Source organism: Kocuria sp. BT304 (assembly GCF_003290245.1).
In the GTDB taxonomy this organism is placed as follows: Bacteria; Actinomycetota; Actinomycetes; order Actinomycetales; family Micrococcaceae; genus Kocuria; species Kocuria rhizophila_A.
On sequence record NZ_CP030039.1, the window covers coordinates 578103 to 601182 of the forward strand.

20 protein-coding genes are annotated in these 23080 nt (G+C 70.6%); 14 read left to right on the forward strand and 6 right to left on the reverse strand.

Going from position 1 to position 23080, the window contains the following annotated elements; translation table 11 throughout:
- Positions 1–24: 24 nt before the first annotated feature.
- A complete protein-coding gene (locus DNL27_RS02615) occupies positions 25–897 on the reverse strand; it encodes a TetR/AcrR family transcriptional regulator (RefSeq protein WP_112234624.1) in 873 nt (290 codons plus the stop codon).
- A 204-nt stretch (positions 898–1101) separates the two neighbouring features.
- On the opposite strand from DNL27_RS02615, the gene DNL27_RS02620 reads away from it, so the two are divergent.
- Both DNL27_RS02620 and DNL27_RS02625 read left to right on the forward strand, forming a co-directional pair.
- Positions 1102–1320, forward strand: a complete 219-nt coding sequence (locus DNL27_RS02620) for a hypothetical protein (RefSeq protein ID WP_112234625.1) — start codon at positions 1102–1104, stop codon at positions 1318–1320.
- A 30-nt stretch (positions 1321–1350) separates the two neighbouring features.
- Positions 1351–1755, forward strand: a complete 405-nt coding sequence (locus tag DNL27_RS02625) for a hypothetical protein (RefSeq protein WP_112234626.1) — start codon at positions 1351–1353, stop codon at positions 1753–1755.
- Between the two features lie 87 nt (positions 1756–1842).
- On the opposite strand, the gene DNL27_RS02630 is transcribed toward DNL27_RS02625, so the two are convergent.
- Positions 1843–3834 (reverse strand): BCCT family transporter, encoded by a 1992-nt coding sequence (locus DNL27_RS02630; protein WP_112234627.1) that lies wholly within the window; start codon positions 3832–3834, stop codon positions 1843–1845.
- 326 nt (positions 3835–4160) lie between these two features.
- Between DNL27_RS02630 and dnaK the strand changes: the two genes are divergently transcribed.
- The 4 genes from dnaK to DNL27_RS02650 all read left to right on the forward strand — a co-directional run bounded on the left by dnaK (position 4161) and on the right by DNL27_RS02650 (position 8282).
- Complete coding sequence (gene dnaK, locus DNL27_RS02635; RefSeq protein ID WP_112234628.1) at positions 4161–6032, forward strand: molecular chaperone DnaK; 1872 nt, start codon at positions 4161–4163, stop codon at positions 6030–6032.
- Positions 6029–6658 (forward strand): nucleotide exchange factor GrpE, encoded by a 630-nt coding sequence (locus tag DNL27_RS02640; protein ID WP_112234629.1) that lies wholly within the window; start codon positions 6029–6031, stop codon positions 6656–6658. Before dnaK ends, DNL27_RS02640 begins: the two co-directional genes overlap by 4 nt.
- An 84-nt stretch (positions 6659–6742) precedes the next feature.
- Complete coding sequence (locus DNL27_RS02645; protein ID WP_012397474.1) at positions 6743–7774, forward strand: DnaJ C-terminal domain-containing protein; 1032 nt, start codon at positions 6743–6745, stop codon at positions 7772–7774.
- Between the two features lies 1 nt (position 7775).
- The gene (locus DNL27_RS02650) at positions 7776–8282 is read left to right on the forward strand and encodes a heat shock protein transcriptional repressor HspR (protein WP_012397475.1); all 507 of its coding nucleotides are present in this window, start codon (positions 7776–7778) and stop codon (positions 8280–8282) included.
- 169 nt (positions 8283–8451) lie between these two features.
- On the opposite strand, the gene trmB is transcribed toward DNL27_RS02650, so the two are convergent.
- A complete protein-coding gene (gene trmB, locus DNL27_RS02655) occupies positions 8452–9450 on the reverse strand; it encodes a tRNA (guanosine(46)-N7)-methyltransferase TrmB (protein ID WP_239494424.1) in 999 nt (332 codons plus the stop codon).
- Between the two features lie 100 nt (positions 9451–9550).
- Here trmB and DNL27_RS02660 point away from each other — a divergent pair, with 100 nt between their 5' ends.
- The 4 genes from DNL27_RS02660 (at position 9551) to DNL27_RS02675 (ending at position 15472) form a co-directional block, all read left to right on the forward strand.
- On the forward strand, positions 9551–10855 hold the full coding sequence (locus tag DNL27_RS02660; RefSeq protein ID WP_239494425.1) for a multidrug effflux MFS transporter: 1305 nt from the start codon (positions 9551–9553) through the stop codon (positions 10853–10855).
- Between the two features lie 362 nt (positions 10856–11217).
- A complete protein-coding gene (locus DNL27_RS02665) occupies positions 11218–12684 on the forward strand; it encodes a sodium:alanine symporter family protein (protein ID WP_058955765.1) in 1467 nt (488 codons plus the stop codon).
- A 404-nt stretch (positions 12685–13088) separates the two neighbouring features.
- Entirely contained in the window at positions 13089–14549 is a 1461-nt protein-coding gene (locus tag DNL27_RS02670; RefSeq protein ID WP_204360321.1) for an amino acid permease, read from the forward strand.
- Between the two features lie 62 nt (positions 14550–14611).
- Positions 14612–15472, forward strand: a complete 861-nt coding sequence (locus tag DNL27_RS02675; protein WP_112234630.1) for a D-hexose-6-phosphate mutarotase — start codon at positions 14612–14614, stop codon at positions 15470–15472.
- Positions 15473–15496: 24 nt separating this feature from the next.
- Here DNL27_RS02675 and DNL27_RS02680 read toward each other — a convergent pair whose 3' ends face one another.
- Entirely contained in the window at positions 15497–17023 is a 1527-nt protein-coding gene (locus DNL27_RS02680; RefSeq protein ID WP_112234631.1) for a sodium:alanine symporter family protein, read from the reverse strand.
- A 158-nt stretch (positions 17024–17181) separates the two neighbouring features.
- Positions 17182–17577 carry a hypothetical protein gene (locus DNL27_RS02685; protein WP_058955762.1) on the reverse strand — a complete coding sequence of 132 codons (396 nt, stop codon included), beginning with the start codon at positions 17575–17577 and terminating at the stop codon, positions 17182–17184.
- 206 nt (positions 17578–17783) lie between these two features.
- Between DNL27_RS02685 and DNL27_RS02690 the strand changes: the two genes are divergently transcribed.
- From DNL27_RS02690 to DNL27_RS02705, 4 genes are all read left to right on the forward strand, one after another.
- Positions 17784–18566 (forward strand): type 1 glutamine amidotransferase domain-containing protein, encoded by a 783-nt coding sequence (locus DNL27_RS02690; protein ID WP_112234632.1) that lies wholly within the window; start codon positions 17784–17786, stop codon positions 18564–18566.
- The gene (locus DNL27_RS02695) at positions 18563–19360 is read left to right on the forward strand and encodes an SDR family oxidoreductase (protein WP_112234633.1); all 798 of its coding nucleotides are present in this window, start codon (positions 18563–18565) and stop codon (positions 19358–19360) included. Before DNL27_RS02690 ends, DNL27_RS02695 begins: the two co-directional genes overlap by 4 nt.
- A 188-nt stretch (positions 19361–19548) precedes the next feature.
- Complete coding sequence (locus DNL27_RS02700; RefSeq protein ID WP_012397486.1) at positions 19549–20301, forward strand: SDR family NAD(P)-dependent oxidoreductase; 753 nt, start codon at positions 19549–19551, stop codon at positions 20299–20301.
- 280 nt (positions 20302–20581) lie between these two features.
- The gene (locus tag DNL27_RS02705; protein WP_012397487.1) at positions 20582–22189 is read left to right on the forward strand and encodes a DEAD/DEAH box helicase; all 1608 of its coding nucleotides are present in this window, start codon (positions 20582–20584) and stop codon (positions 22187–22189) included.
- Between the two features lie 127 nt (positions 22190–22316).
- Here the strand turns inward: DNL27_RS02705 and DNL27_RS02710 are convergent, their stop codons facing one another.
- On the reverse strand, positions 22317–22967 hold the full coding sequence (locus DNL27_RS02710; RefSeq protein WP_012397488.1) for an HAD family phosphatase: 651 nt from the start codon (positions 22965–22967) through the stop codon (positions 22317–22319).
- Positions 22968–23080 lie beyond the last annotated feature (113 nt).

Consider the following 23080-nt stretch of genomic DNA (forward strand, 5'->3'; position numbering starts at 1 on the left):
AAAATCCGGCCGCCGCGAGGGGGCTCAGCGCGGTGCGTCGGCGCTCCACGTCTGGCGCTCGATGCCCGACAGCAGCAGGTTCAGCCCGGCCGCGTACTCGGCGCGGCCGTCGTGGCGGCGGAACTCCCCGAGCACCGAGTGCACGAACGGGAAGTCCTGCGTGCTCGCGTGCTCCCAGCGCTCGAGCTGCTCGCGGAACTTCTGCTCGGCGTCCTGCTCGTTGCGCTGGGCCTGGCGCTGGGAGATCTCCGCACCCATCCCGGTGGCGTAGGTGGTCACCGCCATGGACGCGTGGAACTGCTGGGAGGTGCTCAGCTCCATGCGCTGCAGGATCTGCCCGGTGCACTCCCACGTGCGCAGGGCGTTCTCCTCGTCCGGGCCCGCGTGCATCAGCTGCTCCGCGAGCCAGAGGTGCTTCAACATCTGCGCGAACAGGCACAGGGACAGCCGGCGCAGGTCCACGAGGGCCTCCCGGGTGCGGGCGCTCGTGCGGGGGGCCGGTTCCGGGGCCGGCAGCTGCGCGAACTGCTCGGGCGTGCTCCACCCCGCCACCCGCAGCGCCTCGAACTCGGCGAGCGCGCGGCCCAGCACCTCGTCCGCGACCATGGCCATGAGCTCGTCCTTGCCGGACGCGTACCAGTACAGGCTGGCCACGCCGCTGTCGAGCGTGCCGGCCAGCCCCCGCAGGGTCAGCCGCGCGGCCCCCTCCCGGTCCAGCATGGCGATCGCGGTCTCCACGATCGCGTCCACGGACAGGGACGCGCGACGCCGCCCGCCCGCCTGCGTGCCGCCCCGCCGGCCCCGTCCGGGCCCGCCCGCCCGCCGTTCGGGGCCCGACTGCGCGGCGTTCTGGGCGGGGGACGTCCGGTCCGGGGAGGGTTCACGCGAGGCTGTCATGGCGCTCACGGTACGCAGGGTGTTGCGCAGTATCAAACAACGTTCTATTTTCGAACACAGTTCGACTAATCGAACAGTGTCTGACACTAAATAAGGGCCTCCCACGACACAGCTCACCGGCACCGCGCCCGGCACCGCGCCGGGTCCTCGCCCCAGAGCCCGCGCGCCGGGTTCGTGTGGCGCGAGCGCACCGCGGCGGACCCGATGCTGGACCTCTCCCTGCTGGGCATCCGCACGGTGCGCGGCTCCGCGATCCTGCAGACCTCGGTGATGACGGCGATGGCCGGGGTGATGTTCGTGTCCACCCAGCTCTACCAGTTCGCGTGGGGCTGGACCCCGCTGCAGACCGGCCTCGCCAACCTGCCGTTCGTGGTGGGCATGATGGGCGCGGGACCCTTCGTGGACCGGGCCGTGGCCGGGTAGGGGCACCGGGGGACCTCGCTGGGCGCCGTCGTGCTGCTGCTCGCGAGCCTCGCGGTGTGGGTCTGCGCGGTGGCCCACGGCTTCGTGTGGTGTGCCCTCGGGATGCTCATGATGACCGTGGCCATGCGCACCGTGATGACCACCGGGGCCGTGGCGCTGATGGGGGCGCTGCCCGAGAGCCACACCTCCATGGGGTCGGCCATGAACGACACCGCCCAGGAGGTGGGCAACGCGGTGGGGCTCGCCATCGTGGGCACTGTGATGGCCTCCGTGGTGGGCACCGCGCTGCCCACCGGGGCGTGGGACCCCGCCACCGTCGCGGGGTTCATCCACTCGCAGCAGATCTCGTTCTCCCTGCTGGCGGTGCTCGTGCTGGTGCTCGCCGGGGTGGGCATCCGCACCCTCACGGACTCGCGGGACACCGCGGAGCACTGACGCGACCGGTCGAACGGACAACGGGGTGCACGTCCGCGGACGTGCACCCCGTTGCGTGGTGCGGCTCAGGTGGGCGCCGCCCCCTGGCTACTTCTGGTTGGCGTTGTGGGGAGTGGTCTGGTCCCAGGGCGCCTCGCCCTCGGGGGTCTGCTCCACGATGTCGTCCACCGCGGAGGAGACCCAGCGGGACTTGTACTGGAAGTCCGTCTCGTCCCCGTTCTCGTCCGTCTGGCGGTACCACTCGGTGATCGCCGGGTCGTGGGAGTCGAACGAGTCGCCGGCGGCGCGGTAGCCCTCGGCGTGCTCCACCTGCAAGGCGAAGTTGTCGCCGTGCTCGGCCAGACCCGTGGACACGGCCTTCTCCACCGCAGACAGCGCGAAGCGCGTGCGCAGGGTGGCGGGGTCGTTGCGCAGGTCCCGGTAGAGCGCCACCATCATGAACGCCATGATCACGGCGAACGGCAGCGCGGAGACGATCACCAGGTTCTGCATCCCGGCCAGGGCGTCGTCGCCGCCCACGAGCAGCATCACGATCGCGATGCCGGACAGGCACACGCCCCAGAAGACCACGATCCACTTGCTCGGGTCCGGACGCCCGCGCTGGGTCATGGTGCCCATGACCACGGAGGCGGAGTCGGCGCTCGTGATGAAGAAGATGCCGATCACCACCATCGCGAGCACGGAGGTGACCCCGGTCAGGGGCAGCTGGTCGAACAGGCCGAACAGCATGGACTCGGCGCCGTCCTCGACCGAGAGGTTCGCACCGTTCTTGGAGAACCACATGGCGGAGCCGCCGAAGACGATGAACCACAGCACGCACACGGAGGCCGGGACCACCAGCACCACGGTCACGAACTGGCGGATGGTGCGCCCGCGGGAGATCTTGGCGATGAACATGCCCACGAAGGGGGACCAGGACAGCCACCAGGCCCAGTAGTACACGGTCCAGGTGTTGGAGAACTTGGCGCTCTCCGGGCCCCAGGCGGCGGACTGGCCGGTCATGAACAGGTACTGGGACACGTACGTGGAGAACGTGGAGGGAATCAGGGTCAGCAGGAAGACCGTGGGGCCCACGAAGAACACGAACAGTGCGAGCACGAACGCCAGCGTCAGGTTGATGTTCGAGAGGTAGCGGATGCCGCGGGAGACGCCCGAGACCGCTGAGATGATGAAGCCCACGGAGAGCACGGCGATCAGCAGGATGAGCACGTTGTTGCCCAGCTCGCCCAGGCCGCTCACGATCGAGATGCCGGAGCCGATCTGCAGGGCGCCCATGCCCAGGGAGGCCGCGGTGCCGAAGAGGGTCGCGAAGATCGCGAACACGTCGATCAGCTTGCCCAGCGGACCGTCCACGCGCTTGTGCCCGAGCAGGGCGGTGAACACGCGGGAGATCAGCGGTGCGCGGCCGCGCCGGTAGGCGCCGTAGGCCACGGACACGCCCACCACCGCGTACACGGCCCACGGGTTCAGGGCCCAGTGGAACGCGGACTGCACGAGGGCGTAGACCGCCATGGAGTCGCTGCCGGCCTCGGCCATGTGCGAGAAGCCGGGGATCCCGCCCTCGAAGTAGCTCATGGGCTCGAACGCCCCGTAGAACATGAGCCCGATGCCCATGCCGGCCGCGAAGAGCATCGCGAGCCAGGAGAAGAAGGAGTACTCGGGCTTCTCGTCGTCACGGCCGAGCTTGATGCGCCCGGTGCGCGTGAAGCCGATGAAGAGCATGAAGAACACGGCCGCGGTGGACAGCAGGATGAAGAACCACCCGGTGTTCGCGGTGACCCAGGCCAGGGCGGTGGAGGAGACGGAGGACAGGCTCTCCGTGCCCAGCACGCCCCAGGCGATGAACCCCACGATCAGCAGCGCGGTCACGGTGAACACCGTCTTGTCCGTGTTGAAGCGGACCTTGCGGTCCTCGACACCCACGCCGGGGACCAGCGCGGGGTGGATGCCGTGGGGGTAGGTCAGCTCGTCGATGATCTGCCGCGGGCGGCTGCGGGCGCTGGATCCGGAGGTGGAGCCGTGCTCGACGGCGGGGGTCTCCTGCGGGTCTCGTGGCGAGGAGGGCGGTGGCGTGCTCAAGACAGTTCTCCTGACTGTGGCGGGGCAGTGATGTGTGGCCTGAAGAGTGTGCGTCTCCCATGGACGTGGTGGGTGGTACCAGGGCGACACCATGTTTCGCCCCGGGCGTGCAAACTCACGATTGTAACGCGCAACGGGTAGGCGGCCTAACTCGCCGCGCATCCTGCCAGATCGGGCGGCCAGTAAGTTGAGTGGGTGGCACTCAACTTAGGTTGACACGGGGTGCTCAATGTGTAAACTTGAGTCACGAAAGCTCAAGTATTGGCGGCACCGCGGACGCACCGGCGTCACCGGCGGGCCGCACCGCATCAACGAAAGGATCGACAATGTCCCGTGCAGTAGGAATCGACCTCGGCACCACCAACTCCGTGGTGGCGGTTCTCGAGGGCGGCGAGCCCGTCGTCATCGCGAACGCCGAGGGCAACCGCACCACCCCGTCCGTCGTCGCGTTCTCCAAGGACGGCGAGACCCTCGTGGGTGACGTGGCTAAGCGCCAGGCCGTGACGAACGTGGACCGCACCGTGGCCTCCGTGAAGCGCCACATGGGCACCGACTGGACCACTGAGATCGACGGCAAGAAGTACACCCCGCAGGAAATCTCCGCCCGCACGCTCATGAAGCTCAAGGCGGATGCCGAGTCCTACCTGGGCGACACGGTCACGGACGCCGTGATCACCGTCCCCGCGTACTTCAACGACGCCGAGCGCCAGGCCACCAAGGAGGCCGGTGAGATCGCCGGCATGAACGTGCTGCGCATCGTCAACGAGCCCACCGCCGCGGCCCTGGCCTACGGCCTGGAGAAGGGCAAGGAGGACGAGCTCATCCTGGTCTTCGACCTCGGCGGCGGCACGTTCGACGTCTCCCTGCTGGAGGTCGGCAAGGACGAGGACGACTTCTCCACCATCCAGGTGCGCGCCACCGCCGGTGACAACCGCCTCGGTGGCGACGACTGGGACCAGCGCATCGTGGACTGGCTGCTGGAGCAGGTGAAGTCCAAGACCGGTGCGGACCTGTCCAAGGACAAGATCGCCCTGCAGCGCTTGAAGGAGGCAGCCGAGCAGGCCAAGAAGGAACTGTCCTCCGCGACGTCCACGACCATCTCCCTGCAGTACCTGTCCGTGACCCCCGAGGGCCCCGTGCACCTGGACGAGAAGCTCTCCCGTGCCAAGTTCGAGGACCTCACCAAGGACCTGCTGGCCCGCACCGAGAAGCCGTTCAAGGACGTCATCTCCGAGGCCGGGATCAACGTCTCCGACATCGACCACGTGGTGCTCGTGGGTGGTTCCACCCGTATGCCCGCCGTGGTCGAGAAGGTCACCGAGCTCGCGGGTAAGGCCCCCAACAAGGGCGTGAACCCGGACGAGGTCGTGGCCATCGGCGCCGCGATCCAGGCCGGTGTGCTCAAGGGCGACCGCAAGGACGTGCTGCTGATCGACGTGACCCCGCTGTCGCTGGGCATCGAGACCAAGGGCGGCGTGATGACCAAGCTCATCGAGCGCAACACGGCCATTCCCACCAAGCGCTCCGAGACCTTCACCACCGCCGAGGACAACCAGCCCTCCGTGTCCATCCAGGTCTTCCAGGGTGAGCGCGAGTTCACCCGGGACAACAAGAACCTGGGCACGTTCGAGCTGACCGGCATCGCGCCGGCCCCGCGCGGCATGCCGCAGATCGAGGTCACCTTCGACATCGACGCCAACGGCATCGTGCACGTGTCCGCCAAGGACAAGGGCACCGGCAAGGAGCAGTCGATGACCATCACGGGCGGCACCTCGCTGTCCAAGGAGGACATCGACCGCATGGTCAAGGACGCCGAGGCCAATGCGGACGCCGACAAGCAGCGCCGTGAGGCCGCGGACCGCCGCAACAACGCGGAGCAGACCGCATACTCGGTGGAGAAGCTGATCAAGGACGACGAGGGCGCCATCCCCGAGGACGTCAAGGCCGAGGTCCAGGCGGACGTGGACGCCGTCAAGGCCGCGCTCGAGGGCGATGACGACGATGCCGTGAAGACCGCGTTCGAGAAGCTGCAGTCCTCGCAGACCAAGATCGGCGAGGCCCTGTACGCCCAGTCCCAGGCCGAGGGGGCCGCGGGTGCTGGGGCCGGTGCCGCCGGTGCCGAGGGCGCCCAGGCCAAGGAGGACGACGACATCGTCGACGCCGAGGTCGTGGACGACGACAACGACGGGAAGAAGTGAGCATGAGCGATTCCGAGAACACCCAGGGCCACGGCCAGTCCGTGCCGGAGGATCCGGAACAGCCCGCTCGCACCGGTCAGGACGGCACCGAGGGACAGGAGGGGCTCACCGTGGACGACATTCTCGGCACCCCCCAGTCCCAGGAGGCCGGGTCCGCGGACGCGGCGTCGTCGTCCGGCGACGCCGCCCCGGCGGGCGGCTCCGAGGTCCAGAAGCTGGCCGACGAGCGGCTCGAGGACCTGCGGCGGCTGCAGGCGGAGTTCGTGAACTTCAAGAACCGCACGGCGCGGGAGAAGGACCAGCTGCGGGACTTCGTCTCGGGTGAGCTGATCTCCGCGCTGCTGCCGGTGCTGGACGACGTCGACGCCGCCCGCAAGGCGGGCGACCTCACGGACGGCCCGTTCGCGGCGATCGCCACCAAGCTCGAGGACGCCCTGGGCAAGAAGGGACTCACCCGCATCGGTGAGGTGGGGGAGAGCTTCGACCCCAACGTCCACGAAGCCGTGATGCAGCAGCCCACCGACGAGGTGGAGCCGGACCACGTGTCCATGGTGCTGCGTTCGGGCTTCAAGGTGGGCAACCGGGTGGTCCGGGCGGCCCAGGTGGCCGTGGCGGCGCAGCCGTAGCGCACACCAACACCTCGGGGCGGGTCCACATGACGGGACCCGCCCCGAGTCCTACTGAGGAAGAATTCACAGGAAGGAGGCGTCATGGCCAGTCAGGACTGGATCGACAAGGATTTCTACAGCGTCCTGGGCGTCTCCAAGGACGCATCCCCGGAAGACGTCAAGAAGGCGTACCGCAAGCTGGCCCGCAAGTACCACCCGGACCAGAATCCGGGGGACGCGGCTGCGGAGAAGAAGTTCAAGGACATCACCGAGGCGAACTCCGTGCTCTCCGACCCGGAGGAGCGTGAGCAGTACGACGCCATCCGGGCCATGGGCTCGGGTGCGCGCTTCACGGCCGGCGGGCCCGCGGGAGCGGGCGGCACCGGCGGCGCGGGCTTCGAGGACATCTTCGGGGACCTGTTCAACGGCGGTGGCGGCGGCCGCAGGCGCTACACCACGTCCAGCGGCGGCGGCGGGTTCGAGGACCTGTTCGCGCAGTTCGGCGGTGCCCAGGGCGGGGACACCCGTTTCAGCACTGGTGGCGGCTTCGGCGGCCAGGGTGGGTTCGGCGGCTACCAGGCCCCGCCCACCAAGGGCGAGGACATTCACACGACCACCACCATTCCGCTGCGCTCCGCGTACCACGGCACCACCGTGAAGCTGCGCCGGGGCAACGGGCAGACCACCACGGTGCGCGTGCCCAAGGGCGTGAAGGACGGCCAACGGCTCAAGATCGCTGGCAAGGGCCACACCGGCCCGGGCGGCAACGGGGACCTGTTCGTGACCGTCAAGGTCAAGGAGCACCCGTTCTTCACCCGGGAGGGCCAGGACGTCCACGTCACGGTCCCGGTGACCGTGAGTGAGGCCGGTCTGGGGGCCACCGTGCAGGTGCCCACCCTGGACGGGGGCCACGTGAGCGTGAAGGTTCCCGCGGGGACATCGTCCGGGCGCCGGATGCGCGTCAGGGGCAAGGGCTTCACCACGGGGTCCAGCACGGGCAACATGATCGTCACCGTGCAGATCCAGCTGCCCGCCGACCTCGACGACGCCGCCAAGGAGGCCCTGCGCACGTTCGCCGAGGCCACGGGGGACTTTGATCCCCGTGCGTCCTTGACCGAGGAGGCCGCGGTCTGAGATGTCCATCGACTTCGCCCAGCCCGTCTTCGTGATCTCAGTCGCGGCCGAGCTCGCGGACATGCACCCGCAGACGCTGCGCCAGTACGACCGCCTGGGCCTGGTGACCCCGTCCCGGGCCTCCGGGCGGGCGCGCCGCTACTCCCAGATGGACGTGCAGAAGCTGCGCCAGATCCAGGAGCTCTCCCAGGATGGGGTGTCCCTGGAGGGCATCAAGCGGATCATGCAGCTGGAGAACCAGGTGCAGGCGCTGCAGTCCCGGGTCACGGAACTCTCCGAGGAGCTGGAGCAGGAGCGGGAGGCCCGGCGCGAGCGGGACATGATCTTCACGGCGGGTTCCGAAGGGGACGTCGTGCGGATCGCCCGCGGCTCGCTTCGGGCGCCGCGCAAGGTCTCGCAGGCGCTCATGCTCTACCGCCCGGCCCGGCCGGAGCACGGTGGCCGCGACACCGGCGCCGCCGATGCCCCGACCGCACGCGGGATGAAGCGCGGCCGTAGCGCGTCCTGAGCGCACCTCGGCATGCAGGGGCCCCGCACCACCTCGTGGTGCGGGGTCTCTGCGCATCTGCCCACTCCGTGGCGTCCAGAACGGGGGGCGCGGGGTCACATCCGTGGTCTCAGCGACCGAACTGCTCAGCGACCGAACTGCCCCGGCCGGGATCCCTGTGGCCGCAGGGTCAGCGATGCCGGTAGGTCAGATCCCGGGGCACGCGGCCGGCCTCCGTGGCCTTGCGCTCGAAGCTCGTGAGGACCCGCCCGTCCCAGCGCGGTGCCCACCCCGTCTCGGGGTGCTCGTCGTCGGCCACGGGCCCGGGGTGGAGGTTCTCGAAGTCGGCGTCCGCGGCGTCGAGCACCTCGCGCATCACCACGGCGTACTCCTGCCAGTCCGTGGCCAGGCGCCACAGCCCGCCCGGCTCGAGTACGCGCGCGGCGAGCTCGGCGAAGCGGGGGGAGACCAGGCGGCGCTTGTGGTGGCGGGTCTTGTGCCACGGATCGGGGAAGAACACCCACAGCTCGCACACGGATGCCGGTTCGAGCATGTGCTCGAGCACCTCGGGGGCATTGGCCTGGGCGACCCGCACGTTCTCCACCCCGGCCTGCGCGGCCTTCATGAGCAGGTCCGCGATCCCGGGCTTGTAGACCTCCACCGCGAGGTGGTCCAGCTCGGGGTGCGCGGCGGCGTGCGCCACGATCGCCTCGCCCAGCCCGGAGCCGATCTCCACCACGAGCGGCGCGGTGCGGCCGAACACGGCCTCCCGGTCCAGGTGGTAGGAGGGGTCCACGGAGGTGTCGGTGCGCACGCGGGGGATCTCCAGGACCCACTGCCCGGCATGCTCTTCCCACGCCTTCTGCCGCTTGGGGGAGAGCCGGTCCCCGCGGCGCACGAACGAGAACGGCTGCCGGTGGAACGCCGCGGGGGTCGCCCCGGGGCCGTCGGTGCCGGGCTCGCCACCCACCGCGTCCCCGGACGACGACGCCGCCGCGCCGCCCCCGCCGTCCCGCGGTGCGGCGGCCCGCTCGCCGTGCTCGGCGTCCGAGTGCTGGGCGGTGGTCGCCGGCGCGGTGTCCGGGGTGCCCGGGGCGCCGGCCGGGGTGCCCGGGGCGGACGAGTCCGGCAGGGCGGCGTCGTCCCCGGAGGGGAGGGCGGAGGACTGGGTGCGATCGCTGGATTCCATCGTGGAACATCCTAGGCGGGCCGTCACGGGAGGTCACGGCGCGGCGGGCGGACCCTACGATTGAGGCCCACCCTCCGCCGGCGCCGCGCAGGAGACTCGCATGCCCCAGGACCACGAGCCGCCCGAGTCCCCGCCCGGCGACCCCCGGAAGGGGGATCCCGACGAGCAGGGCCCCGCGATGCAGGATCCCGGGCCGCGCGATCTGCTGCGCAGCCGGCTGGGGCTGCGGCCGCGGTGGGACGCGGTGGTGCTCGTGGGATCCCTGGGCGTGCTCTCCGCCGTGAGTCCCATGGCCACGGACATGTACCTGGCCTCCATGCCGGAGATGGCGCAGTGGTTCGGCGCCCCGGCCAGCGTGATCCAGCTGAGCCTGACCGCCTACATGGTCGGGATGGCCCTCGGGCAGTTCCTGCTGGGGCCGCTCTCGGACGTCCTCGGGCGCCGTCGGCTGGTGCTCGGGGGAAACCTGGTGTTCCTCTTGAGCTCCGCGGCGATCATCGTGGCCCCGCACATCGGGCTCGTGCTTGGGCTGCGGCTGCTGCAGGGCGCCGCCGGGGCCGCCGGGGTGGTGATCGCGCGCGCCGTGGTCTCGGACATCGCCCGCGGGCACCGGGCCGCGCAGCTGTACTCCGTGCTGTCCCTCATCACGTCCCTCGCGCCCGTGGTGGCACCGCTCGCGGGCGGGGTGATCGCCACCGTGGCGGACTGGCGCACGGCGTTCGCGGTGCTCACCGTCTTCGGCGCCGTGATGCTCGGGTGCTCGCTGCTCGTGATCCCCGAGACCCTGCCGCCCGAGGCCCGCTCGCGGGGCGGCATCGGGCGCATCCTCCGCAACGCCCGCGCGGTGCTCGGGGACCGGCGGTTCACGCTGCACGCCCTGAGCTTCGCGTTCGCGTTCGGGGCCCTGTTCTCCTACATCTCCGCGTCCCCGTTCGTGATCCAGGACGTGCTGGGCTTCAGCGCGCTCGGGTACTCGGTGGTCTTCGCGCTCAACGCGTGCGGGTCGATCGCCACCGGCGTGGTCAACACCCGGATCGTGGGCTCCCGTGCGCCGGAGTCGCTGCTGCTGGCCGGGGTCACGGGGCTCGCCGCGACCTCCGTGCTCAACCTCGTGCTCGCGCTGCTGGGTGTGGTGGGCCCCGCCACGCTCGTGCTGATCTTCCTCTCCCAGTCCTGCATGGGTTTCGTGCTCGGCAACGCGGTGGCCCTCGCCCAGCGACGCGCCCAGGCCCGAGGCCTCGCCGGGACCGGCGCCGCGGTGGTGGGCACCGCGCAGTTCGTGATGGCCGGGGTGGTCACCCCGCTCACCGGACTGGCGGGCGAGTCCACCGCCGTGCCCATGCTCGCGTGCATGGCCTCGTGCGCGGTGGTCTCCGTGGCCCTCGTGCTCGCCGCGCGCCGCTAGCGCACGACGCCGCCCGCGCCCCCAGCGCGCTCCCGCACCCCGGCGCGCGCTCGGGCGGCGGGCCCCTCGGCCGCGGCGCCGCAGGGACCCGTACCCGGCGGGTCGAGCGTGCAGGGGTCTCGTCATCCCCTCGTGCGCGGGTGCTCCGGCACCCCGGTGACCCGGCACCCGGGTGCGCAGGGCAAAGGGGCGGCCGCGCGGCGTCGTCGTGCCCGAGGACCGGCGGGGCCGGCAACACCGCCGCGCCACGCGGCGGATGGGCCGGGAGCCGCGGCGCCGATGTGGTTCACTGTGCCAAACGGTGACGTGATTCACAGTTGATCCACGGCTTCGCGCCTCCAGCACGAACGAGAGACACTTCCATGCTCGATGCGATCCAGAACCTCCTCGACGCCGTGGACGGCGTCGTCTGGGGGCCCTTCATCCTCATGCCGCTGCTGCTCGGCACCGGCATCTACCTCACCGCCCGACTCGCCGGGCTGCAGGTCACCAAGCTGATCCCCGCGCTGCGGCTCGCGCTGTTCGAGCGCAAGGACAAGGACGCCCCCGGCGGGGACGTCTCCCAGTTCCAGGCCCTGACCACCGCGCTCGCCGCGACCGTGGGCACCGGCAACATCGTGGGCGTGGCCACCGCCATCTCCGTGGGCGGGCCCGGCGCCCTGTTCTGGATGTGGGTCACCGGCATCCTCGGCATGGCCTCCAAGTACTCGGAGGCGTTCCTGGGCGTGCGCTTCCGCGCGCGGGACGCCAAGGGCGAGATCTCGGGCGGCCCGCAGTACTACCTGTTCCGCGGCATCCCCAACGGCTTCGGCAAGTTCCTGTCCCTGTTCTTCGCCGTGGCTGCCGTGCTGGCCTCGTTCGGCATCGGGAACATGACCCAGGGCAACTCCATCTCCGCCAACGTGGAGTCCTCGTTCGGCGTGCCCGTGTGGGTCACCGGCCTGGTGCTCGCCGTGCTGACCCTGCTGGTGCTCGTGGGCGGCATCAAGTCCATCGGCAAGGTCACCTCCGCGCTCGTGCCCGTGATGATCATCTTCTACGTGCTCGGCGCGCTGTTCATCCTGGTGGTCAACATCGACGCCGTCCCGGCGGCCTTCGCCACCATCTTCACCACCGCGTTCACCGGCCACGCGGCCGTGGGCGGCTTCGCGGGCTCGGCCATCATCATCGTGGTGCAGATGGGTGTGGCCCGCGGGATCTTCTCCAACGAGTCCGGCATGGGCTCCGCGGCCATCGCCGCCGCCGCGGCCCAGACCACCCACCCGGTGCGCCAGGGGCTCGTGTCCATGACGCAGACGTTCATCGACACCATCATCGTGGTGACCTGCACGGGCCTGGTGATCGTCACCACCGGCGTGTGGGAGCAGGGCAAGGACTTCGCCGCCACCATGACCGGTGACGCCTTCAGCCACGGCCTGCCCGGCGGCTGGGGCCACCTGATCGTGACCGTGGGCCTGGTGCTCTTCGCGTACTCCACCATCCTGGGCTGGGCGTACTATGGCGAGCGCTGCATGGAGCGGCTCTTCGGTCGCGGGGCCGTGATGCCCTACCGCGTGTTCTTCTCCGCGGTGGTGTTCGTGGGCTGCAGCGTGCCGCTGGCCATCGTGTGGTCCTTCGCGGACCTCATGAACGGGCTCATGGCCATCCCGAACCTGATCGGGCTGCTGATCCTCTCCGGGCTCGTGGCTCGGGAGACCAAGCACTACCTGCGCAACGACCCCCACCTGCGGGCGGACAAGCTGCAGATCGACGGGTTCATGGACGGCCGCCCCGGTGCGATCGACAGCTACGTGCTGCCGCAGAGCGCGGCATCGGGCGGCGTGCGCTGAGCCCGCCCGCGGCGGGTGCCCGCCCCGGCGGGGATCCGCCGGGGCGGGCCCTGGGGTGATCCACCCCGGCCCCCAGCACCCCGGGCCCCGCGCCGCCTGTTCACGACAGTGCGACGCGGGGGCCGCGTCGTGCCCGGAGCACCCTCGAAGGCGTTCCCGGCACCTGACGGGCACGGTCCCCAGCATCACGCCGGCACGGCCCTCGGGGCGAGGTCGACGTGATGCCGGAGTGGTCCCCGGGTGGGTCCGACGCCTCGCCGACCCGGCTCCTGGGCGAGGCCGACGCGGCGCCGGCGCAGTCCCCGAGTGATGCCGAGGCGCCGCCGGCCCGGTTCCCGGACGACCCGCGCAGGGGTGTGGTCCAGGCCACGGCCACGCGCGGTGGCGGTGTACCCTCGGGAGCCATGACCAACAGCTCCACCGCGGTGTCGCCGCCCCACGCACACTCCGGCCCCACCCGTGGCCTGAGCAACCGCCACATCCAGCTGATCGCGATCGGCGGTGCGATCGGCACCGGGCTGTTCATGGGCTCGGGCCGCACCATCTCCCTGGCCGGTCCGGCCGTGGTCCTGGTGTACATGGCCATCGGCTTGTTCCTGTTCTTCGTGATGCGCGCGATGGGTGAGATCCTGCTGTCCAACCTGCACTACAAGACCTTCGCGGACTTCGCGGCGGACCTGATCGGACCGTGGGCCGGGTTCTTCGTGGGCTGGTCCTACTGGTTCTGCTGGATCGTCACCGCGATCGCGGAGCTCGTGGCCATCACCGGGTACGTGCAGTTCTGGTGGCCCTCGGTGCCCCTGTGGCTGCCCACCGTGGCCGTGCTCGTGGTCGTGTTCCTGCTCAACGCGGTGAGCGTGAAGAGCTTCGGGGAGATGGAGTTCTGGTTCGCGCTCATCAAGATCGTGGCCATCCTGGCGCTGATCGTGGTGGGCGCGGTCATGGCCGTCACGCACTTCACGTCGCCGGACGGCAACGTGGCCCAGGTGTCCAACCTGTGGAACGACGGCGGCTGGTTCCCCCACGGGGCCATGGGAGTCGTCGCGGGGTTCCAGATCGCGGTGTTCGCCTTCGTGGGTGTGGAGCTCGTGGGCACGACGGCGGCCGAGGCGCGGGACCCCCGCACCACGCTGCCCCGCGCCATCAACTCCGTGCCGCTGCGCATCCTGATCTTCTACGTGGGCTCCCTGCTGGCCATCCTGGTGGTCACCCCGTGGCGCTCGATCAACCCGGAGCAGTCCCCGTTCGTGGACATGTTCTCCCTCGCGGGCCTCGGGGCGGCCGCCTCCGTGGTGAACTTCGTGGTGCTGACCTCGGCGATGTCCTCCTCCAACTCGGGCGTGTACTCCACCTCCCGCATGCTGTTCGGGCTCTCTGCGGAGGGCAGCGCACCCCGGCTGTTCAAGGGGCTCAACCGTGTGGGAGTTCCCGTGCGGGCCCTGTTCTTCACCGCCCTGGTGCTGCTGCTGACCATCCCGGTGCTCTACGCCGGGGCCTCGATCATCGAGGCGTTCACGCTCATCACGTCCGTGGCGTCCATGCTGTTCATCTTCGTGTGGTCCATGATCCTGGTGTCATACATGTGCTTCCGCCGCAAGCACCCGGAGCGCCACGCGGCCTCCGAGTACAAGATGCCGGGCGGGCTTCTCATGTGCGTGGTGGTGCTGCTGTTCTTCGCGTTCGTGGTGTGGACGCTGACCACCGAGGTGGAGACGGCGACGGCACTCGTGGCCCTTCCCGTGTGGCTCGTGCTGCTGGGGATCTCCTGGGCCTTCGTCCGCCGCTCGGAGTCCCACCGGCAGGCCTTCGAGTGGTTCAAGCAGGAGGTCGCGCACCCGGAGTCCGCGGAGCACGCGGACTCGTAACCCGGCAGTAACCTGCCGTGCTGCTCCCCGGCGCAGGCCGGGGAGCGTGCTTAGGTGGGGGTATGACACGACTGCCCGAACCCCTGACCCTGTCGGGCCCCCACGGCACCGGCGCCGTGCTGAGCTACGGCGCCCACGCGGTCTCCTGGGCCCCGGAGGGGCACGAGCCCGTCCTGTGGATGTCCTCGCGGGCCTACAGCGAGACCGGCCGGGCGCTGCGCGGCGGGGTGCCCCTGTGCTTCCCGTGGTTCGGCCCCGGGCGCACGGGGGAGATGGAACCCGCCCACGGCTTCGCGCGGATCACCGAGTGGGCGCTCACGGAGCAGGGCGAGGACCAGCACGGTGACCCCTTCGCGGAGTTCACCCTCACGCCCGAGGACGTCTCCGACGAGCTGCGCGCACCGTTCCCCCACGAGTTCGCCGCCCGGTTCCGGATGACCGCGGGGCGCAGGCTGCGCCTGGAGCTCACGGTCACGAACACGGGCTCCGAGACCTTCGAGGTCGAGGAGGCCCTGCACACCTACCTGCACGTGGGGGACGCCACCCGGATCACGCTCTCCGGACTGGACGGCGTGTCCTACTACGACAAGGTGGCCAAGGAGCAGCGCACCCAGGTGGGCGGGCTGCGCCTCACGGGCGAGACTGACGCCGTGTTCGCCCACCGCGGCGAGGTGCACGTGGACGACCCCGCCCTGGACCGCGTGCTGGTGCTCGGCAAGGAGGGCTCGGACAGCACCGTGGTGTGGAACCCGTGGGCGGACAAGGCCGTGGGGATCAGCGACTTCGGGGACGACGAGTGGCGGACCATGGTGTGCGTCGAGGCCGGCAACGTGATGGGCTCCCCGGTGCGCCTGGTGGCGGGGGAGTCCCACACGATCGCCCAGACCGTCGAGGTGCGGGCTCGGGACTCCGGGCAGGCCTGAGCGGGCAGCCCGGGGACCCGGGGCTCAGGAGCGCGCGGCGGCGTCGTTGCCCGTGATGGCCGGGGGCGTGGGTGCGGAACCCGTCTCCGAGAGGGCGGGCGTGGGCGAGGTGAGGTCCACCTCGTGGCCGATCTGCGCGTCCAGGGCGCCGGGGTGGCTGCCCATGAACGCGTTGATCTCCTCGGTGGTGGCGGTGAACTTGGGGTCGTGGTCCAGGTAGAGCCTGGTCTCCCGGACCACCAGCCCGGAGAGCATCACCAGCCCGATCAGGTTGGGGATGGCCATGAGCCCGTTCATGATGTCCGAGAACGTCCACACGAGCGCCAGGGGGGCCAGCGCCCCGAGACCGGCGGCGACCGAGAAGACCACGCGGTACACGATGGCCGCCCGCGCCCCCGCCAGGCGCTCCACGTTGCGCTCGCCGTAGTACGCCCAGCCCAGCACGGTGGAGTAGCCCAGCAGCACCAGGCAGATGGTCACGATGGTGCCGCCCCACTCACCCGGCAGCCCGGTGGCGAAGGCCCGGGAGGTCATGGTGGCGGTGTCGCCCTGGGTCCACATGCCGGTGGTGAGGATCACGAAGCCCGTGATGGAGATGACCACCAGGGTGTCCACGAACGTCTGGGTCATGGACACGAGCCCCTGGCGCACGGGGTGGCTGGTCTGGGCGATGGACGCCGCGATTGAGGCGGTGCCCATGCCGGACTCGTTGGAGAACAGCGAGCGCGCCGCGCCCATGCGCATGGCCACGAGCACCGTGGAGCCCACGAAGCCGCCCGTGGCGCCCATGGGGGTGAACGCACCTGTGAAGATCAGCCGCAGGGCCTCGGGGATGCCCTCGTAGTTCACGCCGATGATGTAGAGACCGGAGCCGATGTAGAGCACGATCATCAGCGGCACCATGTAGGTAGTCACCTTGGCGATGGACTGGATGCCGCCCACCAGGGCCAGCCCGGTGCCCACCGCGAGCACCACGGCGGTCAGCACGGGCGGCACGCTGAAGGAGTGCTCCAGGTTGGACGCGATCGCGTTGCCCTGGGTCATGTTGCCGATCCCGAACGTGGCCACCACGCAGCCCACCGCGAAGACCACGGACAGGGCCCGGCCGAACTTGTTGGGGATCCCGCGGGCCAGGTACACCTGCGGTCCGCCCGTGAGCTGTCCGGCGGTGTCCCGGGTGCGGAAGCGCACGCCCAGGAAGCACTCCGCGTACTTGGATGCCATGCCGAACAGCGCCGTGATCCACATCCAGAACAGCGCGCCCGGCCCGCCGATGGAGATCGCGGCGGCCACGCCCACGATGTTGCCGGTGCCCACGGTCGCGGCCAGCGCGGTGGACATGGCCGCGAAGGAGGAGATGTCCCCCTTCTCGCCCTTGGCGCGCGAGCGGCGCCCGAAGCCCAGGCTCACGGCCTTGGTGAACAGGCGGAACTGGATCCCGCGCAGGCGGAACGTGAGGAAGACGCCCGTGCCGAAGAGCAGGGGCAGGAGCAGCCACGGCCCCCAGATCAGGTCGCGAACGGTGTCCAAGCTGCTTTGCAGGGATTCCATGGGGGGGACGGAGCTTTCCGTGAGGGATGGTGCGGATTGCTGACCAACCTAGCAGTACCCCTTGGGGTGCAGGGCCCGCCTTTTGTGCCCGGGGCGGAAAAGGCGACGACGCCGCAGGGTGGCCTGCGGCGTCGTCGTGACCGGATGCGTGTGAGGCGCTACTTCTGCACCATGAGGGCCGCGCCGATCGTGGCGAGGAAGGCGTCCTTGGAGAGCTGGATGCCCTGCTCGGACGGGCGGATGCCGTCCTCCTGGGTCATCTCCGGGTTGCGGAAGTACATGGTGAGCAGCCCGGCGCTGAACGCGAGCAGGCCCGCACCGGCCAGGCGCTTGGACACGAACGGCGTGACCAGGGCGGCTCCCACGGCCAGCTCGGTGCCCGCGATGAACGTGGCGAAGGTCCGGGAGTCCCACTCGGCGAACTGGGGGACGCCGGTGGCGGCGAACTGCTTGAGGCCCTCGGCCGCCTGGGCGTCCATGCCGAGCTTGCCGTAGCCGGACTGCAGCAGGTAGGCGCCGGGAATGCCGCGGAGGATGGCGTTGGAGATGCGCATGGGAAGAGCCTTTCGTTGTGGTGGGACGGGGCCGCGCGGGGGTCGGAGCACCCCGCCGGGGATCGCTGCTCATGCTAACAGCGGGTTCCCGCACCATTCCGGCGGCGCCGGGCACGCCCACAGCGAACGTCCCGGACCCGGGGCTGCGGCGCTTGTCTAGGGTGGTGCCACGCCGCGCGCGCCGCGCGCTCACGAAAGGAGACCCCATGGACATCACCACCATGAAGAAGATCCTCCTGGTCCTGACCAGCCAGGACACCCTCGGGGACACGGGTGAGGCCACGGGCTACAACGTGGCCGAGGCCGCGCACCCCTGGAAGGTGTTCCGGGACGCCGGCTACTTCGTGGACTTCGCGTCCATCGCCGGCGGGCAGCCCCCGCAGGACGCCGTGCAGCAGGACGATCCCGTGCAGGTGGAGTTCACGCAGGACGAGACCGCCAAGGCCTCCCTCTACAACACCCCCAAGGTCTCGGTGGTGGACCCCTCCCAGTACGACGCCGTGTACCTGGTGGGCGGGCACGGCACCATGTGGGACTTCACGGGCAACCGGGACCTCCAGAAGCTCGTGGCCGCCGTCTACGACGCCGGCGGTGTGGTGGGCGCGGTGTGCCACGGCCCGTCCGGGCTGGTGGACGTGGAGCTGGCCAACGGCGTGAACCTGCTCTCCGGGCGGAAGGTGGCGGCCTTCACCACCGCCGAGGAGGAGGAAGTGGGCAAGAAGGACACGGTGCCCTACCTGCTGCAGGAGCGGCTCGAGGAGCAGGGGGCCACGGTCAAGGTCGCGGAGAACTGGGAGGAGAACGTCCAGGTGGACGAGCGCCTCGTCACCGGGCAGAACCCGCAGTCCGCGGCCGGCGTGGCCAAGGAGATGACCAAGCTGCTCACCGAGGTGGTCCGCGAGCAGAAGGCGCAGGAGGAGCAGTCGGCCCAGGAGCTGCGCGCGGAACACGACGCGGAGAAGGCCGCGGACGAGGAGGAGCAATCGTGACGTCCTTGGCGCTCGTCACCGGCGCATCATCCGGAATCGGGTTCGAGATCGCGTCGCAGCTCGTGGCCCACGGGTACGACATCCTGGGCGTGGGCTCGAGCGAGCGGATCGAGTCCCTGCCGCAGAAGTTGCAGGAGGCTGCGGGCGATTCCGCTCCGACGGTCAATGTCATCCCCGTGCGCGCGGACCTCAGCACCGCGGAGGGAGTGGCGCTGCTCTGGGCCCGCTACGAAGAACTTGCCATGCCCCTGGACGTGGCGGTCCTCAACGCAGGCAAGAGCCTGGGTGGTTCGTTCGTGGACACGGACCTCGAGGACGAGCTGCACATGTTGGATCTCAACGTCGCGGGCCAGGTGCGGCTCGCCAAGCGCGTGGTGCGCACTATGGCGCGGCAGCGTTCGGGCAGGATCCTGATCACCGCGTCCCTCTCCGCGCTGACTCCCACTCCCTACGAATCCATCTACGGGCCCACGCGCGCCTTCGCATACGCCTTCGCGCAGGGGCTGCATGAGGAGATGAAGGAGTACGGGGTGTCCGTGACAGCCCTGCTTCCCGGCGCCACGGCCACACAGTTCCACCACACCGCGGGGATGGACAACACGGTCTTCGGCTCGAACGAGTGGAAGAACGACCCGGCCGAGGTCGCCCGCCAGGGTGTGGAGGCCATGTTCGCGGGCAAGGACCACGTCATCGGCGGGGACCGGGCCACACGCCGCGCTGCCCTGCTCAACACGGTCCTGCCCGAGCGGGTCAAGGCGCGTCGCTTCGCGAGGGACAGCAGACCGCAGGCGTGACGCCGTGGAACGGCCGGCTTCGTTCTCCCGCGTGGCTGGTCTCGTCGTGCATGAGGATCCCGGTGGGAACGCCGCAGTCCGCGAACCGCGGGTGTTCCCACCGTCTCATGTGCGCAACACCTGGCCGTGGCGTGTCCCGCCGGTAAGACTGGAGGGGTTCACACCGACATCGACACCCAGGAGTCCCCATGTCAGAGTTCACATCCCGAGTAGCACTGGTCACCGGAGCGGCTTCGGGGATCGGCGCGGCGATCGCGAAGGATCTGGCGCGCCGCGGCGCCAAGGTGGTGGTCACGGACATCGATGCCACGGGCGTCGACGACGTGGTGCAGGCCATCATGGCCGCCGGTGGTGATGCCGCGGGCATTCGCCAGGACGTCGCCAGCAGGGACGACGCGCAGGCCGCCGTGGACTTCGCGGTCCAGACATACGGCGGGCTGCACTACGCCGTGAACAATGCTGGTGTGGGCGGGCAGGCCGAGGCGCTGGGGGAGACCGACATCGCCGCCTGGGAGCGCACGGTGGCCATCGACCTCAACGGGGTGGCCTACGGGATGCACGCCCAGCTGCCGGTGATCGAGCAGCACGGGGGTGGGGCCGTCGTGAACGTGGGCTCCATCCACTCCACCGTGGCCACCATGATGGGCAACTCCGCCTACACCACCGCCAAGCACGGCCTGGTGGGTCTCACCAGGCAGACCGGTGTGGACTACGCCCAGCGGGGGATCCGCGTGAACGCCGTGGGCCCCGCGTACATCGACACCCCGCTGCTGGAGAACCTGCCGCCGCAGGTGCTCGCGGAGCTGATTGCCAAGCACCCCATGGGGCGGCTGGGCACCCCCGAGGAGGTCGCGCAGCTGACCGCGTTCCTGCTCTCGGACGCCGCATCCTTCATCACCGGGTCCTACTACCTGGTGGACGGCGGGTACACCGCCGTCTGATTCCTGGCGCCCGGGCGGGGTGCCTGCACCCCCACCGGGCTGCGCGGGCACCCCGCCGGTGCGGCGCGCAACCTGCCCGCGCGAGCCGACGGCGTCGGGCTGGGACGAACTCCTCTGAGCCACCCGGTTCGTGGCGCCACACATACTGCGTGTAGACTTGCCCAGTTCCCCCGCACCGAGTGCGGGGTCGAAGCGCGCCGGTCCGAGGCGCGCAGGCCGCGTCCCATGAGGCGCGAGCGCGCGGAATCGTTTCGCGTGGACCAATTCTGAAAGACGTTCCTTGTCTCATTCTTTCGAAGACCTCGGTGTGCCCGAGGCGCTTTCCGCCGATCTCGCCCGCGTGGGCATCACGGAAGCTTTCCCCATCCAAGAGAAGACCCTCCCCGACTCGCTGGCCGGTCGGGACGTGCTCGGCCGCGGCCGCACGGGCTCCGGCAAGACGGTGGCGTTCGCGCTGCCGCTCGTGGCGCGGCTCGCTGGCATGGCCCCGGGTGCGTCCCGCGCGTCCCGCCGCGCGCACCGCCCCACCGGCCTGGTGCTGGCTCCCACGCGCGAGCTCGCCACGCAGATTGACCGCACCGTGGCCCCGCTGGCCAAGGCCGCCGGGCTGAACACCACCGTGATCTTCGGCGGTGTGTCCCAGAAGCGCCAGGAGAAGGCGCTCGCGGACGGCGTGGACATCGTGGTGGCCTGCCCCGGTCGCCTCGAGGACCTCATCAAGCAGGGCCTGCTCACACTTGACGACGTCCGCGTCACCGTGCTGGACGAGGCCGACCACATGGCGGACATGGGCTTCCTGCCCGTGGTCACCCGGATCCTCGCCAAGACCCCCAAGGGCTCGCAGCGGCTGCTGTTCTCCGCCACACTGGACAACGGAGTGGACGTGCTGGTCAAGAAGTTCCTCCAGGACCCCGTCCTGCACTCGGCGGACAACGCCCAGGCCGCGGTGACCACCATGGACCACCAGGTCCTGGTCACCCACGCGGACGACAAGCAGGCCCTGATCGAGGCGCTCGCCTCCGGCACCGGGCGGCGCATGATGTTCACGCGCACCAAGTACCGCGCGAAGAAGATGGCCAAGAAGCTCAGCCAGGCCGGCATCCCCGCCGTGGATCTGCAGGGCAACCTCTCCCAGGGCGCGCGTGACCGCAACCTGGGCGCGTTCTCCGACGGCGACGTCCGGGTCCTCGTTGCCACGGACGTCGCCGCGCGCGGCGTGCACGTGGACGACGTCGAGCTGGTCGTGCACATCGACCCGCCCGCCGAGCACAAGTCCTACCTCCACCGCTCCGGGCGCACCGCCCGCGCTGGTGCCTCCGGTGCCGTGATCACCATCGCGACCACCGAGGAGCGCTCGGACGTGGACAAGCTCATGAAGAAGGCCGGCGTCAAACCCCGCGTGGACGAGGTGCGTCCGGACTCGGAGGTCGTGAAGGAGCTCGTGGGTGAGCGTGCCGAGCGCGTGGCACCCACCGCGGCCCCCGCGGTCACCCAGCCCGGCGGCGGCCGCGGATCCGGCGGGCGCTCGGGTGGTCGTTCCTCGGGCGGCCGCTCCGGTGGTCAGCGCCAGGGCGGGTCCCGTCAGAGCGGTGGACGTTCCGGCTCGGCCGGGCGCTCCGGCAAGGGTGGCGGCCAGCAGGGCCAGGGCTCCGGCCGTCCCTCTGGCGGCCGCTCCGGTACGAACCGCTCCGACGCCGGGCGCGGTGGCAATGGCGGCCGGTCCGCCACCACCCGCCGCTCGGGTGGCGACGCCGCCGGGCCCGGTGCCGCGCGCAGCTCCTCCCCGCGAGGCGCGCGCGGCGGCGCCGCGGACCGGGTGCCGGATCGCGCCATGGCGGCGGCGCAGCGTCGTCGTGAGAGCAACCGCTCGGGGCAGTCGGCGCGCTGACCCCTGAGGCGACCGGGTCGACCCCCGGACGCACGACACGAAGGACCCCCGGCCCGAGAGCATCGAGCCGGGGGTCTTTCGTGCGCGGGTGGGCAAGTGCAGGCGCAGGCGGGCGCGGTGCGGCCCGTCAGGCCGGCGGGGTGAGGGAGCGCAGGAAGTCCAGGGTGACGTCCTCGTGCGCGGTCACGAACACGCGGTGTGGCCCCTCCGGGACGGGCTTGTCCCCGGGGACCACCACCACGGTCATGCCCGCGGCCACGGCGCTGCGCACGCCGGGCTCGGAGTCCTCCACGGCCACGCAGTCGCGGGGCGCCACGCCGAGCAGCTCGGCACCGCGCAGGTACGGCTCGGGATCGGGCTTGGCGTGGGTGACGTCGTCGTGGGAGACGATGCGTGTGAGGACCTCCGGGGCGCCGGCCGCGGTGTGCCGTGCCACCGAGGTCAGGGCATTGGTCACGATGGCTGCGGGGATGCCGGCGTCCGCCAGCTCCCGCAGCAGGGAGCGGATGCCCGGGAGGAACGGGATCTCCTCGTCCATGCTCCCGATCACGTGCTCGGCCAGCTGCCGGGTGATGTCCTCCACCGAGTCCGGGGCGCCCCGGTCCACGAACGTGCGCGCGGCGTCCTGGACGGTGCCGCCCAGGGTGGCGTGGTCGTCCGCGACGCTCCAGCTCTGGCCGTAGCGTTCGGCGACCTTCCGTTTGGCCACCGCCCACTGGGGCTCGGTGTTCACCAGGGTGCCGTCGTGGTCGAAGAGCACGGCGAGGGGATAGCTCATGTCCGCCTTTCGGGAGCAGCCGCGAGGGGCGCGCGGTGGGTAAGCGCCGGTGGCCGTCGGAGCGGTGCACCGGGATGGGGACAGTGTAGTGGTGGACCGCCGGCGGCCGCGCG

What these genes read in the sequence shown, in the direction of transcription:
- DNL27_RS02615 (WP_112234624.1), bottom strand. Translation starts at nt 897, where the DNA reads ATGACAGCCTCGCGTGAACCCTCCCCGGACCGGACGTCCCCCGCCCAG.
- DNL27_RS02620 (WP_112234625.1), top strand. Translation starts at nt 1,102, where the DNA reads ATGCTGGACCTCTCCCTGCTGGGCATCCGCACGGTGCGCGGCTCCGCG.
- dnaK (WP_112234628.1), top strand. Translation starts at nt 4,161, where the DNA reads ATGTCCCGTGCAGTAGGAATCGACCTCGGCACCACCAACTCCGTGGTG.
- DNL27_RS02645 (WP_012397474.1), top strand. Translation starts at nt 6,743, where the DNA reads ATGGCCAGTCAGGACTGGATCGACAAGGATTTCTACAGCGTCCTGGGC.
- DNL27_RS02650 (WP_012397475.1), top strand. Translation starts at nt 7,776, where the DNA reads ATGTCCATCGACTTCGCCCAGCCCGTCTTCGTGATCTCAGTCGCGGCC.
- trmB (WP_239494424.1), bottom strand. Translation starts at nt 9,450, where the DNA reads ATGGAATCCAGCGATCGCACCCAGTCCTCCGCCCTCCCCTCCGGGGAC.
- DNL27_RS02660 (WP_239494425.1), top strand. Translation starts at nt 9,551, where the DNA reads ATGCCCCAGGACCACGAGCCGCCCGAGTCCCCGCCCGGCGACCCCCGG.
- DNL27_RS02665 (WP_058955765.1), top strand. Translation starts at nt 11,218, where the DNA reads ATGCTCGATGCGATCCAGAACCTCCTCGACGCCGTGGACGGCGTCGTC.
- DNL27_RS02670 (WP_204360321.1), top strand. Translation starts at nt 13,089, where the DNA reads ATGACCAACAGCTCCACCGCGGTGTCGCCGCCCCACGCACACTCCGGC.
- DNL27_RS02675 (WP_112234630.1), top strand. Translation starts at nt 14,612, where the DNA reads ATGACACGACTGCCCGAACCCCTGACCCTGTCGGGCCCCCACGGCACC.
- DNL27_RS02680 (WP_112234631.1), bottom strand. Translation starts at nt 17,023, where the DNA reads ATGGAATCCCTGCAAAGCAGCTTGGACACCGTTCGCGACCTGATCTGG.
- DNL27_RS02685 (WP_058955762.1), bottom strand. Translation starts at nt 17,577, where the DNA reads ATGCGCATCTCCAACGCCATCCTCCGCGGCATTCCCGGCGCCTACCTG.
- DNL27_RS02690 (WP_112234632.1), top strand. Translation starts at nt 17,784, where the DNA reads ATGGACATCACCACCATGAAGAAGATCCTCCTGGTCCTGACCAGCCAG.
- DNL27_RS02700 (WP_012397486.1), top strand. Translation starts at nt 19,549, where the DNA reads ATGTCAGAGTTCACATCCCGAGTAGCACTGGTCACCGGAGCGGCTTCG.
- DNL27_RS02710 (WP_012397488.1), bottom strand. Translation starts at nt 22,967, where the DNA reads ATGAGCTATCCCCTCGCCGTGCTCTTCGACCACGACGGCACCCTGGTG.